The organism is Mucilaginibacter sp. KACC 22063, from assembly GCF_028736115.1.
Classification (GTDB): domain Bacteria; phylum Bacteroidota; class Bacteroidia; order Sphingobacteriales; family Sphingobacteriaceae; genus Mucilaginibacter.
In genome coordinates, this window is sequence record NZ_CP117877.1 from 4,731,273 (window position 1) to 4,746,183 (window position 14,911).

15 protein-coding genes are annotated in these 14,911 nt (G+C 44.3%); 10 read left to right on the forward strand and 5 right to left on the reverse strand.

All coding sequences use genetic code 11. From position 1 onward, the window contains the following. Positions 1-12: 12 nt before the first annotated feature. From PQ461_RS20740 to PQ461_RS20755, 4 genes are all read right to left on the reverse strand, one after another. On the reverse strand, positions 13-786 hold the full coding sequence (locus PQ461_RS20740) for an exodeoxyribonuclease III (protein WP_274207479.1): 774 nt from the start codon (positions 784-786) through the stop codon (positions 13-15). Positions 787-822: 36 nt separating this feature from the next. Beyond that, positions 823-1,515, reverse strand: a complete 693-nt coding sequence (locus PQ461_RS20745) for a peptidylprolyl isomerase (protein ID WP_274207480.1) — start codon at positions 1,513-1,515, stop codon at positions 823-825. Further along, entirely contained in the window at positions 1,512-1,859 is a 348-nt protein-coding gene (locus PQ461_RS20750) for a hypothetical protein (RefSeq protein WP_274207481.1), read from the reverse strand. The genes PQ461_RS20745 and PQ461_RS20750 overlap by 4 nt, the downstream gene beginning before the upstream one ends. A 72-nt stretch (positions 1,860-1,931) precedes the next feature. Beyond that, entirely contained in the window at positions 1,932-2,258 is a 327-nt protein-coding gene (locus tag PQ461_RS20755; protein WP_274207482.1) for a nucleotide pyrophosphohydrolase, read from the reverse strand. Between the two features lie 141 nt (positions 2,259-2,399). Between PQ461_RS20755 and dtd the strand changes: the two genes are divergently transcribed. Further along, positions 2,400-2,858: a D-aminoacyl-tRNA deacylase gene (dtd, locus tag PQ461_RS20760; protein ID WP_274207483.1), complete on the forward strand. Its 459-nt coding sequence runs from the start codon at positions 2,400-2,402 to the stop codon at positions 2,856-2,858. A gap of 234 nt (positions 2,859-3,092) precedes the next feature. On the opposite strand, the gene PQ461_RS20765 is transcribed toward dtd, so the two are convergent. Next, entirely contained in the window at positions 3,093-4,715 is a 1,623-nt protein-coding gene (locus tag PQ461_RS20765; protein WP_274207484.1) for an NADP-dependent glyceraldehyde-3-phosphate dehydrogenase, read from the reverse strand. Between the two features lie 203 nt (positions 4,716-4,918). Between PQ461_RS20765 and PQ461_RS20770 the strand changes: the two genes are divergently transcribed. The 9 genes from PQ461_RS20770 (at position 4,919) to infB (ending at position 14,864) form a co-directional block, all read left to right on the forward strand. Continuing rightward, positions 4,919-5,764: a DUF6515 family protein gene (locus PQ461_RS20770; RefSeq protein ID WP_274207485.1), complete on the forward strand. Its 846-nt coding sequence runs from the start codon at positions 4,919-4,921 to the stop codon at positions 5,762-5,764. Positions 5,765-5,910: 146 nt separating this feature from the next. Then, complete coding sequence (locus PQ461_RS20775) at positions 5,911-6,594, forward strand: YiaD family glycine zipper/OmpA-like lipoprotein (RefSeq protein WP_274207486.1); 684 nt, start codon at positions 5,911-5,913, stop codon at positions 6,592-6,594. A gap of 104 nt (positions 6,595-6,698) precedes the next feature. Further along, positions 6,699-7,085: an HYC_CC_PP family protein gene (locus tag PQ461_RS20780; protein ID WP_274207487.1), complete on the forward strand. Its 387-nt coding sequence runs from the start codon at positions 6,699-6,701 to the stop codon at positions 7,083-7,085. Positions 7,086-7,172: 87 nt separating this feature from the next. Next, a complete protein-coding gene (locus PQ461_RS20785; RefSeq protein WP_274207488.1) occupies positions 7,173-7,688 on the forward strand; it encodes a heavy-metal-associated domain-containing protein in 516 nt (171 codons plus the stop codon). 5 nt (positions 7,689-7,693) lie between these two features. Continuing rightward, positions 7,694-8,494 (forward strand): hypothetical protein, encoded by an 801-nt coding sequence (locus tag PQ461_RS20790; protein WP_274207489.1) that lies wholly within the window; start codon positions 7,694-7,696, stop codon positions 8,492-8,494. A 10-nt stretch (positions 8,495-8,504) separates the two neighbouring features. After that, a complete protein-coding gene (locus tag PQ461_RS20795; protein WP_274207490.1) occupies positions 8,505-9,917 on the forward strand; it encodes a hypothetical protein in 1,413 nt (470 codons plus the stop codon). 96 nt (positions 9,918-10,013) lie between these two features. Beyond that, the gene (rimP, locus tag PQ461_RS20800) at positions 10,014-10,487 is read left to right on the forward strand and encodes a ribosome maturation factor RimP (protein ID WP_274207491.1); all 474 of its coding nucleotides are present in this window, start codon (positions 10,014-10,016) and stop codon (positions 10,485-10,487) included. 1 nt (position 10,488) lies between these two features. Then, the gene (gene nusA, locus PQ461_RS20805; protein WP_274207492.1) at positions 10,489-11,730 is read left to right on the forward strand and encodes a transcription termination factor NusA; all 1,242 of its coding nucleotides are present in this window, start codon (positions 10,489-10,491) and stop codon (positions 11,728-11,730) included. Between the two features lie 71 nt (positions 11,731-11,801). Beyond that, positions 11,802-14,864 (forward strand): translation initiation factor IF-2, encoded by a 3,063-nt coding sequence (gene infB, locus PQ461_RS20810; RefSeq protein WP_274207493.1) that lies wholly within the window; start codon positions 11,802-11,804, stop codon positions 14,862-14,864. Positions 14,865-14,911: the final 47 nt, after the last annotated feature.

Consider the following 14,911-nt stretch of genomic DNA (forward strand, 5'->3'; position numbering starts at 1 on the left):
GGGATTTTATTGTTATACGTTGATGTCCAGTTCAAGCAATACCGGGCAATGATCTGAATGCCGAGCCTCTGATAAAATAGCCGCACGTTTGATATGCGGTTCCAGATCGGCAGTTGCCATATTGTAATCGATACGCCAGCCCAAATTTTTAGCACGTGCATTAGCCCTGAAACTCCACCATGTGTAGTTATGCGGTTCTTTGTTCAGGTGGCGAAAAGTATCTACAAATCCTGATTCAATAAAGTTTTCCATCCACTCGCGCTCGGCAGGTAAAAAACCTGACGAGTTGGCGTTTGATTTTGGGTTATGAATATCGATAGGCCTGTGGCAAATGTTATAATCGCCGGAAACCACCAGTTTAGGATACGCCCATTTCAGTTGGTTGATATATTCGCCAAACTCATCCAAAAACCGGAACTTAAAATCCTGGCGCTCATCGCCGCTTGAACCCGACGGAAAGTAAACGCTCATGACAGAGATGTCTTCAAAATCCACCCGTATGTTACGGCCTTCGCGGTCAAAATCGCTAATACCGCAGCCGTACTCCACATGCTTTGGCGAATGCTTCGTAAAGATCGCGGTGCCGCTGTAGCCCTTCTTTTCTGCAGGGTACCAGTAATGTTGATAGCCCAGATGCTCCACCAGATGCAGGTCGGTCATTACATCAGGCGTCGCCTTTATTTCCTGCAGACAAACCACATCAGCATCGGTTGCCTGTAACCAGGCCAGCCAGTTTTTACTAATTGCCGAACGTATACCGTTAACGTTGTAAGTAATGATTTTCATCTACCTCTCCCAACCTCTCCCAAGGAGAGGAGTTATTTATAAGCCTAAAATTTTATCTAATTGTTTACACTCTTTTTTGCTGAGCAAAGTTACCGTCATGTGGACATCCTCAACCGGGCGGTCTCTTGCATCTTTTTTAACGGCTGCGATACGGTCGACCATATCAATGCCAGTAACTACTTCGCCGAAAACCGTATAATTTTGATCCAGATGCGGCACACCTCCTACTGATTTGTAGATTTCGCGCTGCCAAGCCGGTATTTTACGGCCTTTTAATCGGGTTTGCTCCAGCGTATCCAGTTTGCCATCGGTAAAGCGGCGGCCTTCGGTAATATAAAACTGGCACCCGCTTGATGCTTTTGCCGGATTATCGTCTCTTGCTGCAGCCAAAACACCGCGTTTATGAAACAGGCTATCCCTAAACTCGGCAGGTACAGTATAACCCACATCTCCATTACCCAGCTCTTGCCCCGGTTTGGCCTTTCTTGAATCGGGGTCGCCGCCTTGTATCATAAAGTTTTGTATCACTCTATGAAATAGCGTGCCGTTATAAAGCCCTTGCTTAGTCAGTTTTATAAAATTGTCGCGGTGCTTAGGCGTCTCATTATACAGGCGGATAATGCAGTCGCCATAACTTGTCTGTATACGCACATATTGGTTCTTAGGTCCTTTTGCAAAAGCCGATGTAAACGCAGCAAGTAAAAATGTAAAGAGTAAGAGTTTTCTCATACGTTATCTATTTCGTCGAAGTAATCGATCATTAATGATTTAATCAGCATTTCCTGTTCAAGCATAGAGTAACTTGGGACTGGTTTTATCAATTTCCAGTGTGGCCAGCCGTCCTGGTCGGCACCTTCTAATTCATAAAATCCTAATTTACTTAAAAGCTTACAGGTAGCAATGTGCATCAGTTCTTCCTTCTGCCGCTTGCTGAATTTTTTTGGCCCTTGCCCTAATTCCTGAACGCCTATCAAAAACAGCATTACCTTAATATCCGGCTTATCACTATCAAACTCTTCAGCAATGCGATTTTGTAGTTCGGCCCATCTTCTATTCGTTTCTGCAGGTGTCATACTGGCAAATATACATGGTAAAAGCGGGTTTATTTGTCGCAGATGTATCAGAATGAAATTCGTTCACATTTGCTAACGCAGCTTTTCGTTGTTTTTGTGACGCTCGGCATCGCGGATACTTTTCTTTTCGAGGTTCTTTTCAAGGGCTTCGGTTAAGTCGATACCGGTTTGATTAGCCAGGCACATCAGCACAAACAACACATCAGCCATTTCGTCGGCAAGATTAACTTCCTTGTCTGATTTCTTAAACGACTGCTCTCCATATTGCCGCGCCATGATACGCGCCACCTCTCCTACTTCTTCCATTAAAATAGCCGTATTAGTCAGTTCATTAAAATAACGGATACCGGTAGTATTAATCCACTTGTCTATGGTTTCCTGTGCCTCTTTAATTGTCATGATGGTAAAGGTAATTTTTTATTCTTTGTCATTTCGACGACAGGAGAAATCTATACAAAAATGAAAACTTTGGACTGTTTATAACATGCGTTCGGGATCACAATCTGCTGTTTGTTATCTTGCATTTTTATTCAGGAATATATGAGGGCAGTAATACAACGGGTAACCAGCGCATCATGCAAAATTGAGGGTAATATTACCGGCGAAATTAATAATGGCTTTGTGGTTTTATTAGGCATTGAAGATGCCGATACCATGGACGACCTGCAATGGCTGGCTCAAAAGATAGTTAACATGCGCATTTTCGGCGATGAGAACGGTTTGATGAATAAAGCACTGGCTGATGTTAACGGAAATATATTGCTGATCTCCCAATTCACGCTGTTTGCTCAAACCAAAAAGGGCAACCGTCCGTCGTTTATCCGGGCTGCCAAGCCACCGCATGCCATACCGCTTTACGAAGAAATGATTGCAGCGCTTGAAGCATTGTTGGGCAAAAAAATAGCAACAGGCATTTTTGGTGCCGATATGAAGATCAGCCTTGTGAATGATGGCCCGGTTACCATTGTAATGGAGACCAAAGACAAGGATAATTTTTAATTTTCCTATACAACAATGTCACACTGAGGGCCTCGAAGTGCGGCATTGTTGTCCAACGCTTTATGTTTCGAGAACCTCAACATGACATCCCTGCTGATTTAGGTGGGGTTAACCGCTTATGTCTTTGCGAGGAACGAAGCAATCCCCTAACAATAACTAACTTTTACACATCGGCGATTGCTTCTCCGCCCGAAGGCGGATCGCAATGACATATCTGATTGAATAATGAGCCAACTAAAATATAAAATCCGTGCTCAGGAAGTTTGAGTCGTGGTCTTTTATAATCTGATTTAAAATGTTCTTATTGGTTTCATTCATTTTGGTAGCCACCAGTGAGCGGATAGAGAAAGAGCGTAAGGCATCGTAAACTGATAATGTACCTTCGGCGCTGTCTTTACGGCCGGTAAACGGAAACACATCCGGGCCGCGCTGGCACTGGCTGTTAATATTTACACGGCTTACCAGGTTTACAAACGGATCAATCAATGCTGCAATTTCCTGTGCATCATTACTGAAAATACTGACCTGCATACCATGCGGCGAATTAATCTGGTATGCTATCGGCTCCTCGATAGATTCAAATGGCAGCACCGGGATAACCGGGCCAAACTGCTCTTCGCGGTACAATTTCATTTTTTCATTAACCGGATAAACAACTGCCGGGTAAACAAATGATTCTACCGTTTCGCCGCCGTTTTCGTTAACAACATGTGCGCCATTGGCAACAGCATCTTCAATACATTCTTTTAAATAGCCTGGCTTGCCTGGTTCGGCAACGGGTGTAAGGTTTACGCCGCTCACCCAGGGCATACCTGTTTTAAGTTTGGCAATGCCTTCGCTTAACAGCTTTAAAAACTCATCGGCTACTTCTTTATGCACATGGATGATCTTGATTGCTGTACAACGTTGCCCGTTGTACGACAGCGAACCTAAAATACATTCATTAACGGCAAGCTGCAGATCGGCATTTTTAGTTACAATGGCCGCGTTCTTAGCATCAAGACTCAACACTGCACGTAAACGGTTAATTTTCGGATGGCGCTTTTTCAAATCGTTTGCCACCTTGCTCGACCCAATAAATGCCAATACATTAATGCTGCCTGTAGCCATTAAGCCCGGTGTAACATTTGCCCCACGCCCATAAACAGTGTTCACCACACCTTTAGGGAACGACTCCTGGAAAGCTTTCAGCAATGGGTAATGCACAAGCGTACCATGTTTCGGAGGTTTAAATAGGATGGTGTTACCCATAATAATGGCAGGGATCAGGGTAGTATAGGTTTCGTTAAGCGGATAGTTGAACGGCCCCATACAAAGTACTACGCCGATAGGTGCGCGGCGGGTTTGTGCCACAATACCTTCTGCAATCTCAAACCGCGATGATTTACGATCAAGCTCTTTAAGTGCATCAATGGTCAGGTTGATATAGTCGACGGTACGGTCAAACTCTTTGGTAGAGTCAGCGTGCGATTTACCGATTTCCCACATAATAAGGCGAATCACCAGGTCGCGCTGCTCTATCATTTTGTATACAAAGGTTTGCATACATTTTATGCGGCCTTCCACACTCATGGTTGGCCATTCGCCTCGCCCGTTATCGTATGCTTTAACAGCAGCATCAAGCGCCTCCACTGCTTCCTTTTCAGTGCCAATAGGGTAAGTACCTATCAGTTTACGTTTTAAACCTTCGGATGTTGGGATACATACCGGCGAGTAAACTTCGGTTACCTCGCCATCCCACTGTTTCATTTCACCATTGCTCAGGTATTCGCGCTGGTGCAGCTCCTCAATCCTGAACTGCTCGGGTATCTGGTCTTCACTTACAAACAGCGACCTGATCTGATCTTGAAAACTCATATTATGAATTGTTTGGTTGATTGCTTTTGGGTATTATTTCTCTTCAAATGTTAAATAGTGACAAAATTCATCTATTCTTCAAAATTTAACACTTTTTTCGTTAAGTGAATTAAACTTTACAGGTACATTTATTGTCTAAATAAAGGCTTTTTAGTTAAGCTGTTATAATTTTTTTGTAAAAAAGAGACTTTATAAAATATATCATGAAAACTATCTATAAATCACTGGCAAGCTTAACCTTCGCAGGTTTGCTGGTTTTTGCACTTGGCTCTGATGCCAATGCGCAACGTATGCGGGGCGGTGTTGGGTTCCGCGGCGGTGTTGGCGGAGGCGGTGGCTTCCGTGGCGGTGTAGCTGTTAGAAGCTCTGGCTTTTATGGCGGCATGCGCTTTGCTCCAAGAGTTGGTATTGGTGTAGGTTTAGGATACGGCTATTACAGGCCCTGGGGTTATCCAAGCCTCGGCTTTCGCTTAGGTGTTTTGCCTTATGGCTACTATCCGTTTATGTGGGGCGCTGATCCGTATTTTTACTATGGTGGCGTATTTTACCAGCCTTATGGCAACAGCGGTTACCAGGTGGTAACTCCACCACTGGGTGCCGAAGTTCCCGAACTGCCTTCAGGTGCTAAATCGATCAGCATTGATGGCAACCAGTACTATGAATTTAATGGTGTATATTATAAACCGGTAACTACTCCCGACGGTAAGGCCGCTTACATGGTGGCTGGCCGCGATGGTGTGCTGAATACCGATCAAAGTGTATCTCCGGATAATCAAGATAGTACCGCAACTGCTCCCGATGCTAACGTTGACCAGGCACCACCAATGCCGCAGGTTGGCGACATGACCGATCAACTGCCTGAAGGTTCGCGCAAGATTACCTTAAACGGTAAAAAGTTTTTTGTAACTCCTGACCTTATTTACCTCGAAGAGGTGAAAAGCAATGGTAAAACCAGCTACCGTGTGGTAAGCGTACCAGAGCCGGATGATCAGCAACAACAATTACCAGCTCCACAGCAAACGCCAACACAAGGTGGCACCAATCTGTAAATCAAGCTGTATTAGCATACCAAAGGAAGGCTTAACCGCCTTCCTTTTTTTGTTTGTGCAATTTACTGGATTAGCGGTAAACCATTTGGCATTTAGTTTGTACTGTACATCACACTTTATTCTAACTACTTTACATTCGTTATAAAATGAAAACATTGAATATTAAAACAGCCTTTATCGCTGTAACATTAGCTGCTGCAAGTATTGTTAACCCAGGTTGTAACTCATTAACCAAAACACAAAAAGGCGCTGCTATAGGCGCAGGTGCCGGTGGTACCGTTGGTGCTTTTATTGGTAAAGCTGCGGGCAACACTGCATTAGGTGCAATTATTGGTGGTGCCGTAGGTGGTACAGCTGGTGCCTTCATTGGCCGTAATATGGACCGTCAGGCTGCAGAAATTAAACAAACCGTTCCGGGTGCTACTGTAGTTCGCGAAGGGGAAGGTATCATCGTGAAATTTGACTCAGGTATTTTGTTTGATGTAGATAAAACTGCTTTAAAACCAGTTGCTCAAACCAACCTGCAAAACCTTGCTGCATCACTTCAAAAAAATCCTGAAACCAATATAATGATCATCGGTCACACAGATAATACCGGTAGTGATAGCTATAACATGGATCTTTCTGTACGCCGTGCCGAAGCTGTTAAATCATACATTACAAATTCAGGTGTGAGCGCTGCGCGTTTAAGCACAACCGGTAAAGGCGAAAGCGAGCCGATTGGTGATAATACTACTGCATCTGGCCGTGCGCAAAACCGCCGTGTGGAAATTGTAATCGTAGCTAACGATCAATTAAAACAAGAAGCAAAACAACAATCTGGCAGATAATACTGCTTCAGCATATATTTATTGAAAAGCCTATCATAAACCGATAGGCTTTTCGTTTATAGGTAATACTTGATTAACAGCATAATTGCTTTTATATTTGTAATATGTTGAAAAAGATAAGTGTATCATTGCTGGCCTTACTGTATACAGTGAGCGTGTTGGGCGTTGCACTAAACTTTCACTACTGCCTTAATCAGGTTGCCTCTGTAAAACTTTATACCACCGTTAAAAGCTGTACGCCGCTTAAAGCCGTAAAGGCCATGAAGTGCTGTAAAGACAAGCACATCGATTTAAAGGTAAAAGACGGCCATCAAGCTTCTGTAACTACATTTTCGGCGCAGGTTTTTGTTGCCGATTTGCCACAGACCTTGTTTTACGTTATTGCACCTGCGGTTAAAGCTGCTGCCGTAAACAACGTTACAGACCGTGGCCCACCCTTATCAGGCAGTCAACCCCCGGTTTATCTCATCAACCGCAACTTCCGGATCTGATCTTAATTATTTGCCCATTTATCTAAAGCATGTGCTATAAATGCACCATGCATGTAATGCATTTAATTATTATCAAAATCCAGAAAAATGAAAACCTTAAAAATATTTGCGATCCTTTTCATCGCTGCCATAACTACCGCCAAAGCACAATTTACCAAAGCCGAACTACAGGTAAGCGGGTTAACCTGCTCTATGTGCTCAAACGCCACCGAAAAATCACTAAAGAAATTAACTTTTATTGATGGCATTAAGGCAGATCTTGACCATAACCTTTTTGTAATAACCTTTAAAAAAGGCGCTGATGTAAACCTCGACCAGATCAGCCAGCGTGTGCAGGCAGCCGGTTTTGCGGTTAACAGCCTTAAAGCAACTTTCGATTTTAATAATACTGAGGTAAGCAATAATTACCATTTCAACTACAATGGCAATACCTATCATTTCTTAAATGTAGGTGATAAAACCCTTAACGGGCCGGTAGCCGTAACACTGCTTGATAAAAACTTTGTTCCGGCGGCAACCTATAAAAAATACGCTGCTCAGCCTATTGCCTGCTATAAAACTGGCAAAATGGGCAACACACGTATTTACCACGTTACCATTTAAGGCTAATGAAACGCTTGTTTATACTGGTGCTGATCTTATGGTCGGCATCAGTAACGCATGCGCAGGAGTTGTATGTAAACACAGAGCCAGCCAGCAACATGGCAGCAAACTCTTTGGGTATCCGGCTGGAAAACCAGGGTTACTTTAAACCCGATTTTCGCAACCGCACCACGCTTGAATTGATGTATGGCGCCAGTAAAAGCTTAATGGTACATGCCAGCGGCTATATGTCTAACTTTTACCAGCAAGGCCAGCATTTTGAAGGCGGCAGCGCTTATGCCAAGTACCGCTTTCTGTCTGTTGATACCGTACAAAGGCATTTCCGCGGGGCTGTATTTGCCAAGGTTGCGGCTATTAACAACCCTGTAGTTAACCAGGAAATATCATTAGAAGGCGATAACAGCGGCTTGCAAACTGGCGTAGTGTTTACCCAATTATTGCACAAGCTGGCCATGTCGGGTTCCGCAAGTTACCTGCGTGCTTTTAATAATATTGATTACAATTTGCCGGGTGCTAACGCTAAAAATGCCATCGGCTGGTCGCTATCCGCAGGTTACCTGCTGCTGCCTAAAAACTATACCAGCTACAAGCAGGTAAACCTAAACATTTATGCAGAATTGCTGGGAAAAGCAAATCCCGGCTACGGTCAAAGTTATGTGGATTTGGCGCCAGCGGTGCAACTGATATTTAACAGCCAGCTCAGGGTCGATTTTTCATACCGCACACCGTTGTATAACGATATGCAGCGTAATAGCAAAAACATGTACCTGCTGCGTTTAGAGTACAATTTGTTCAACATCTTTTAAAATCTACCTAATGAAAGCCATAATTTATATCATGATATTGTTTGCCTTTACATCTGTATCGGCGCAGCACATGCACCATAATATGCCGGATACTACCGGCAAAAAGCCGATGCACATGCAACACATGGCAGATAGCACAACACACACAAATCACATGGCTATGCCCATGCATGATATGGGCACGATGATGAGCAGCCAGTTCTCCCGCAATTTGCTCATGAACCGCGATGGCTCCGGAACTTCATGGCAGCCTGACGAATCACCTATTTACGCCTACATGATACACGGTAAAAAATGGATGACTATGATCCATGGCGATGTTTTTATGCGCTACAATAACCAGGACCTGTTTAAATCCGGCTCTCGAGGCGGTTCAAAGTTTGATGCGCCTAATATGCTGATGGGGATGACACAGCGAAAAATAGGCAAGAATGGGCTATTAGCTTTTAACGGAATGCTATCATTAGATCCATTCACTGTAGGCGGAGATGGCTATCCGCTATTATACCAAACCGGCGAATCATACAAGGGGCATAAACTGGTAGACCGCCAGCACCCGCATGATCTTTTTGCCGAGCTGAACGTAGCCTACACCCAGGCATTATCTAAAAACACGGATCTGTATGCTTCGTTCGGCTACCCAGGCGAACCGGCTTTAGGGCCGCCCGTGTTTATGCACCGGCTTTCGGCAATGAGCAATCCTGATGCGCCATTAAGCCACCACTATGCCGACGCGACGCACATCACTTTTGGCGTTGCAACTTTGGGCTTCAGGGTAAGCAATGTAAAAATTGAAGGATCCGTGTTTACCGGCCGCGAACCGGATGAACACCGTTATGATTTTGACAAACCCAGATTCGATTCCTATTCGGTGCGGTTATCTTACAACCCTACCAAAAATTGGGCATTGCAGGTTTCAAACGGATGGATCCATTGCCCCGAAGACCTGGAGCCGCAACAAAACGTCGACCGTTTTACCGCATCGGCAATTCACACCAAAATGTTAAACGACGACAGTTTCATCAGCACAACGTTTGTATACGGCCAAAACCATTACAGCGATAATGGCAAAACCCTGCCTTCTGCCCTGTTGGAAAGCAATCTGCAATGGCATAAAACGGCTTTTTACGGCAAATACGAATATGTGCAAAAAGATGCCGACGAGTTAGACCTTAGCCACTCTGCCGCAGGGGCTGACCCCGACTATAATATCAATGGCTTAACAATTGGCGCAAACCGTATCCTTACCACCTATAAAAACACAGATTTGCGCATGGGCTTGCAGGGCACACTTAATTTTTCGCCAACAGCATTACAGCCATTATATGGCAAAGCACCTGTAGGATTTGAAGTGTATGTACGTGTTAGCCCGGCACTTATGAAAATGGGCAATCACAAAAAACATGACAATATGAATATGTAAATATGTGAAAATCAAATAAAAGTTATTATATTTGCATTATCAGAAAAGAGGGGGCAGTTTGTCCCCTCTTTTTAGTTTATCAGTTAAGCGGTAGGAATGACGAATATCGAGAAGCGGGTAACACAACTGGCTGAAGAAAAACTGGCTGAGATTGAACGCCCCGATTTATTTATTGTAAGTGTAAACATGCAGCCAAATGGCAAATTAACCATTTTGCTTGATGGCGACCAGGGGGCAGGTATTGATGCCTGTGCGCAGGTAAGCCGCTATGTAGGCCACATGCTTGAAGAAGAAAACACGATTGATAGCGCTTACACTTTAGAAGTATCATCGCCGGGGATTGATTTCCCATTACAGCAACACCGCCAGTTTGTGAAAAACATTGGCAGGCAGGTTTCCGTAAAAATGGTTGACGGTACCAAAAAAGAAGGCCAGCTTACCTCCGTTGATGCTGATAGCATAACCATTATTGAAAAAGTAAAAATAAAAGGAAAAAAAGCGGAAGAAGTGGAAGTACAGCTTCCTTTCAACCAGCTTACAGAAACAAAGGTTTTAATATCATTTAAATGAGATGAGCACAACCAGTATTAATTTAATTGATTCTTTTCAGGAATTTAAAGATTTCAAGAACATTGACCGCCCAACTATGATGAGCGTGCTTGAAGACGTATTCAGAAGCATGATCAGAAAAAAATATGGCACCGATGAAAATTGCGACGTTATCGTAAACACCGACAACGGTGACCTTGAGATCTGGCGCACGCGCCAGGTGGTTGAAGACGGCTTTTCTGAAGATGATGACCTGGAAATTGAGCTTGCCGAAGCACATCAGCACGATGCCGATCTTGAAGTTGGCGACGAATTTGTAGAGCAGATTACGCTGGAAAGTTTTGGCCGCCGTGCTATTTTAGCTGCACGCCAAACACTGGTATCAAAGATCCTTGAGCTTGAAAAAGACGAAATATTTAAAAAATATAAAGATCGCGTAGGCGAAATTGTTACAGGCGAAGTTTATCAGGTTTGGAAAAAAGAAACCCTGATACTTGATGATGAAGGCAACGAATTATTGCTGCCAAAATCAGAGCAGATCCCTGCAGATTATTTCAAAAAAGGCGATAGCGTTAAAGCTGTGGTAAGCAAGGTGGATATGATGAACAGTAATCCTAAGATCATTATCAGCCGTACCGCCCCAGAGTTTTTACAGCGTTTGTTCGAGCTTGAAGTTCCGGAAATTTTTGACGGCCTGATCACCATCAAGAAAATTGTTCGTGAACCAGGAGAGCGTGCTAAAGTAGCGGTTGAATCTTATGATGACCGTATAGATCCGGTTGGTGCCTGCGTAGGTATGAAGGGATCTCGTATACACGGTATCGTACGCGAATTAAAGAATGAAAACATTGACGTTATTAACTACACTAATAATATTCAATTATACATTCAGCGTGCATTATCACCGGCAAAAATCACATCTATTAAGTTAGATGATGAGAAAAAAACCGCTGCAGTGTATTTAAAGCCCGATCAGGTATCGTTAGCCATTGGTCGTGGCGGCCACAACATTAAATTGGCAGGTAAATTGACAGGTTATGAAATTGATGTTTACCGTGAAGCCGATGAAGAAGATGAGGACGTGGATATCGAAGAATTTGCAGACGAAATTGATAGCTGGATCATTGACGAATTTAAGCGCATTGGTTTAGACACCGCCAAGTCTGTACTTGCTTTAACCGTTAACGAATTGGTAAAACGTACTGATCTTGAAGAAGAAACAGTTAAAGACGTTTTATCTGTTCTGCAAGCCGAATTTGAATAAAAATGGTTTAGCGGAATTAAAATCGTATTTTTGCAATACAGCAATATACCAGAGTAAGAAAGTTATATTAAATGTCAGAAGACAAATCCATAAAATTAATTAAAGCAGTAAAGGAGCTTAACATTGGAATGAACACTATTGTTGACTTTTTATCCTCAAAGGGGTTTAAGGTCGACAAATCGCCCAACGCAAAATTGGATGGCGATATGTACAATACATTGTTAAAGGAATTTGCTGCTGACAAATATCTGAAGGAAGAAGCCAAACAAATCAACATAGGCAAAATACGCCGTGATGAGCCTGGCCAAAACCCTGAAAAACCATTAGAACAAAAGCCACGTGGCCGTGATTTTGAACAGGAAGAGATCCTGATCAAAAACATCACGCATACACCTGCTGCAACTGCTGCGCCAAAACCGCAACCAGAAGAGCAGGCAAACGAGCGCAGTGATGCGTTGCCAGGGGTAAAAGTTATTGGCAAAATTGACCTTAACAACCTTAGTGGTAAAGCGCCTGAACCTAAAAAGGAAGAGCCGAAACAACCACAAGCCGAGGAAGTTAAACCAGAACCGGTTAAACAACCGGAACCTCCTGCTGCCAAGCCCGAAGTGCCGCAGGCAGAAGTTAAGCCAGAACCGGTTAAACAGACAGAAGCACCGGTTGCGCCAAAACCGCAACCAGAAACTCCTGCTGCTAAACCAGCAGAACCACAGGTAGAAGCTAAGCCTGTTGCAGAAAAACCTGCAGCAACACCGCCACCAGCTACTGCAACGCCAGCACCGGCTCAGGCACCAGCCGCTACAACCGGTACTACGCCAACCCATGATGACAATGACGTTATACGCGCAAGGGCACAACGCCTTAGCGGACCAAACATTGTTGGCAAGATCACCCTGCCGGTTAATGAGCCGCGTCGTGGAGGCCCTGTAGCATCGTCTTCAAACTCAAACAGCGCCGATCATAAACGCAAACGTAAGCGTAAAGATTTGCCAGGTCAGAATAACCAGCAACAGCCGGGAGGACAAGGCCAGCAAGGGCAGGGACAAGGGCAAGGCGGCAATAACCAGCGCGGTCCGCAGCAAGGCGGCAATCGCCCGGGCTATGGCAACCGTCCTGGTTTTGGTAACCGCCCTGGTCAGGGTGGACAAAACGGAGGTGGTAACAACCGCCCCGGTGGTTATGGAAACCGCAATGCGCCAACCACGCCAAAAGAAGAACCATCAGAAAAAGAAATACAAGATCAGATTAAAGCAACGCTTGCCCGTTTAAGCGGAGCGGGTAAATCTGGTAAATTTGCACAGCGTGCAAAGTTCCGCCGTCAGAAACGCGATGATATAGCAGCATCGGCAGAAGAGGCAGCATTGGAACAGGAAATGCAATCCAAAGTATTGAAGGTTACCGAGTTTGTTACCGCAAACGAGTTAGCTTCGATGATGGATGTAGGCGTAACACAGGTTATATCAACCTGTATGAGCCTGGGCATGTTTGTGTCTATCAACCAAAGGCTTGATGCTGAAACGCTTACCATAGTAGCTGAAGAATTTGGCTACCAGATTGAGTTTGTCAAGCCGGAGGATGAAGAGGCTGATCTGGAAGAAGTAGATAACGAAGCAGACCTGATTCCACGTGCACCTATTGTAACCATCATGGGCCACGTTGACCACGGTAAAACTTCATTACTTGACTTTATACGCAAAACTAACGTTATCGGCGGCGAGGCCGGTGGTATTACCCAGCACATTGGTGCTTATGAGGTAAAACTGCCTAACGATAAAGGCAAGATCACCTTCCTGGATACACCGGGTCACGAAGCGTTTACCGCAATGCGTGCACGTGGTGCCCAGGTAACAGATATTGTTATCATTGTAATTGCAGCTGACGATAGCGTGATGCCGCAAACGCGCGAGGCCATTAACCATGCGCAGGCAGCCAATGCTCCGATCATTTTTGCATTCAACAAAATGGATCGTCCTGGTGCTAATGCAGATAAAGTGCGTGAGCAGCTGGCTGGCATGAACATCCTGGTCGAAGAGTGGGGCGGTAAATACCAAACCCAAGAAATTTCGGCCAAAACAGGTATGAACGTTGAGCTATTGCTTGAAAAAGTATTACTGGAAGCGGAGATACTTGAACTTAAGGCAAACCCTAAAAAACGTGCCGTAGGTACTGTTATTGAGGCTGCTTTAGATAAAGGCCGTGGTATTGTAACCACTGTACTTGTACAGGCAGGTACTTTACGTGTAGGAGATCCGATTTTAGCAGGTTGTTACAGCGGCCGTGTGAAGGCCTTGTTTAACGAACGTGGCCAGCGGATTGACAATGTAGGCCCGTCATCACCGGTACAGGTACTGGGTATGCAGGGTGCACCAACAGCTGGTGATAAATTTAATGCACTTGAAAGCGAGACCGAAGCCCGCGATATTGCCAACAAACGTTTGCAGTTACAACGCGAACAGGGCTTACGTACGCAGAAACATATTACACTTGATGAAATTGGCCGCCGTTTAGCTATCGGTAACTTTAAAGAGCTTAACGTTATTGTTAAAGGTGACGTGGATGGTTCGATCGAGGCCTTGTCAGATTCATTACTGAAACTGTCAACCGATCAGATCCAAGTAAACATTATCTCTAAAGCGGTTGGGCAAATCTCTGACTCAGACGTATTGTTAGCTTCTGCTTCAGATGCGATCATCATCGGTTTCCAGGTACGCCCTTCAGGCAGCGCACGTAAACTTGCCGAGCAAGAGCAAATCGACATCCGTCTGTACTCGATCATCTATGATGCGATCAATGAGATCAAGGCTGCGATGGAAGGTATGCTTGCGCCAACATACGAAGAGAAGATTGTTGCCAACGTTGAGATCCGCGAAACGTTCAAGATCAGCAAGGTAGGTACAATTGCCGGCTGTATGGTACTTGATGGTAAAATCACACGTAACAGCAAGATCCGTATCATTCGCGAAGGTGTGGTAATTTACACCGGCGAACTGGCATCCCTAAAACGTTTCAAAGACGACGTGAAAGAAGTAAATGCAGGTTATGAGTGCGGTTTGAACATTCAAAACTTCAACAACATTGAAGTAGGTGACATTGTAGAAGCTTACGAAAACGTAGAAGTAAAACGCAAACTGTAATCTTAATTACTAAGCATATATTAAAGCCTTCAGATAATACCTGAAGG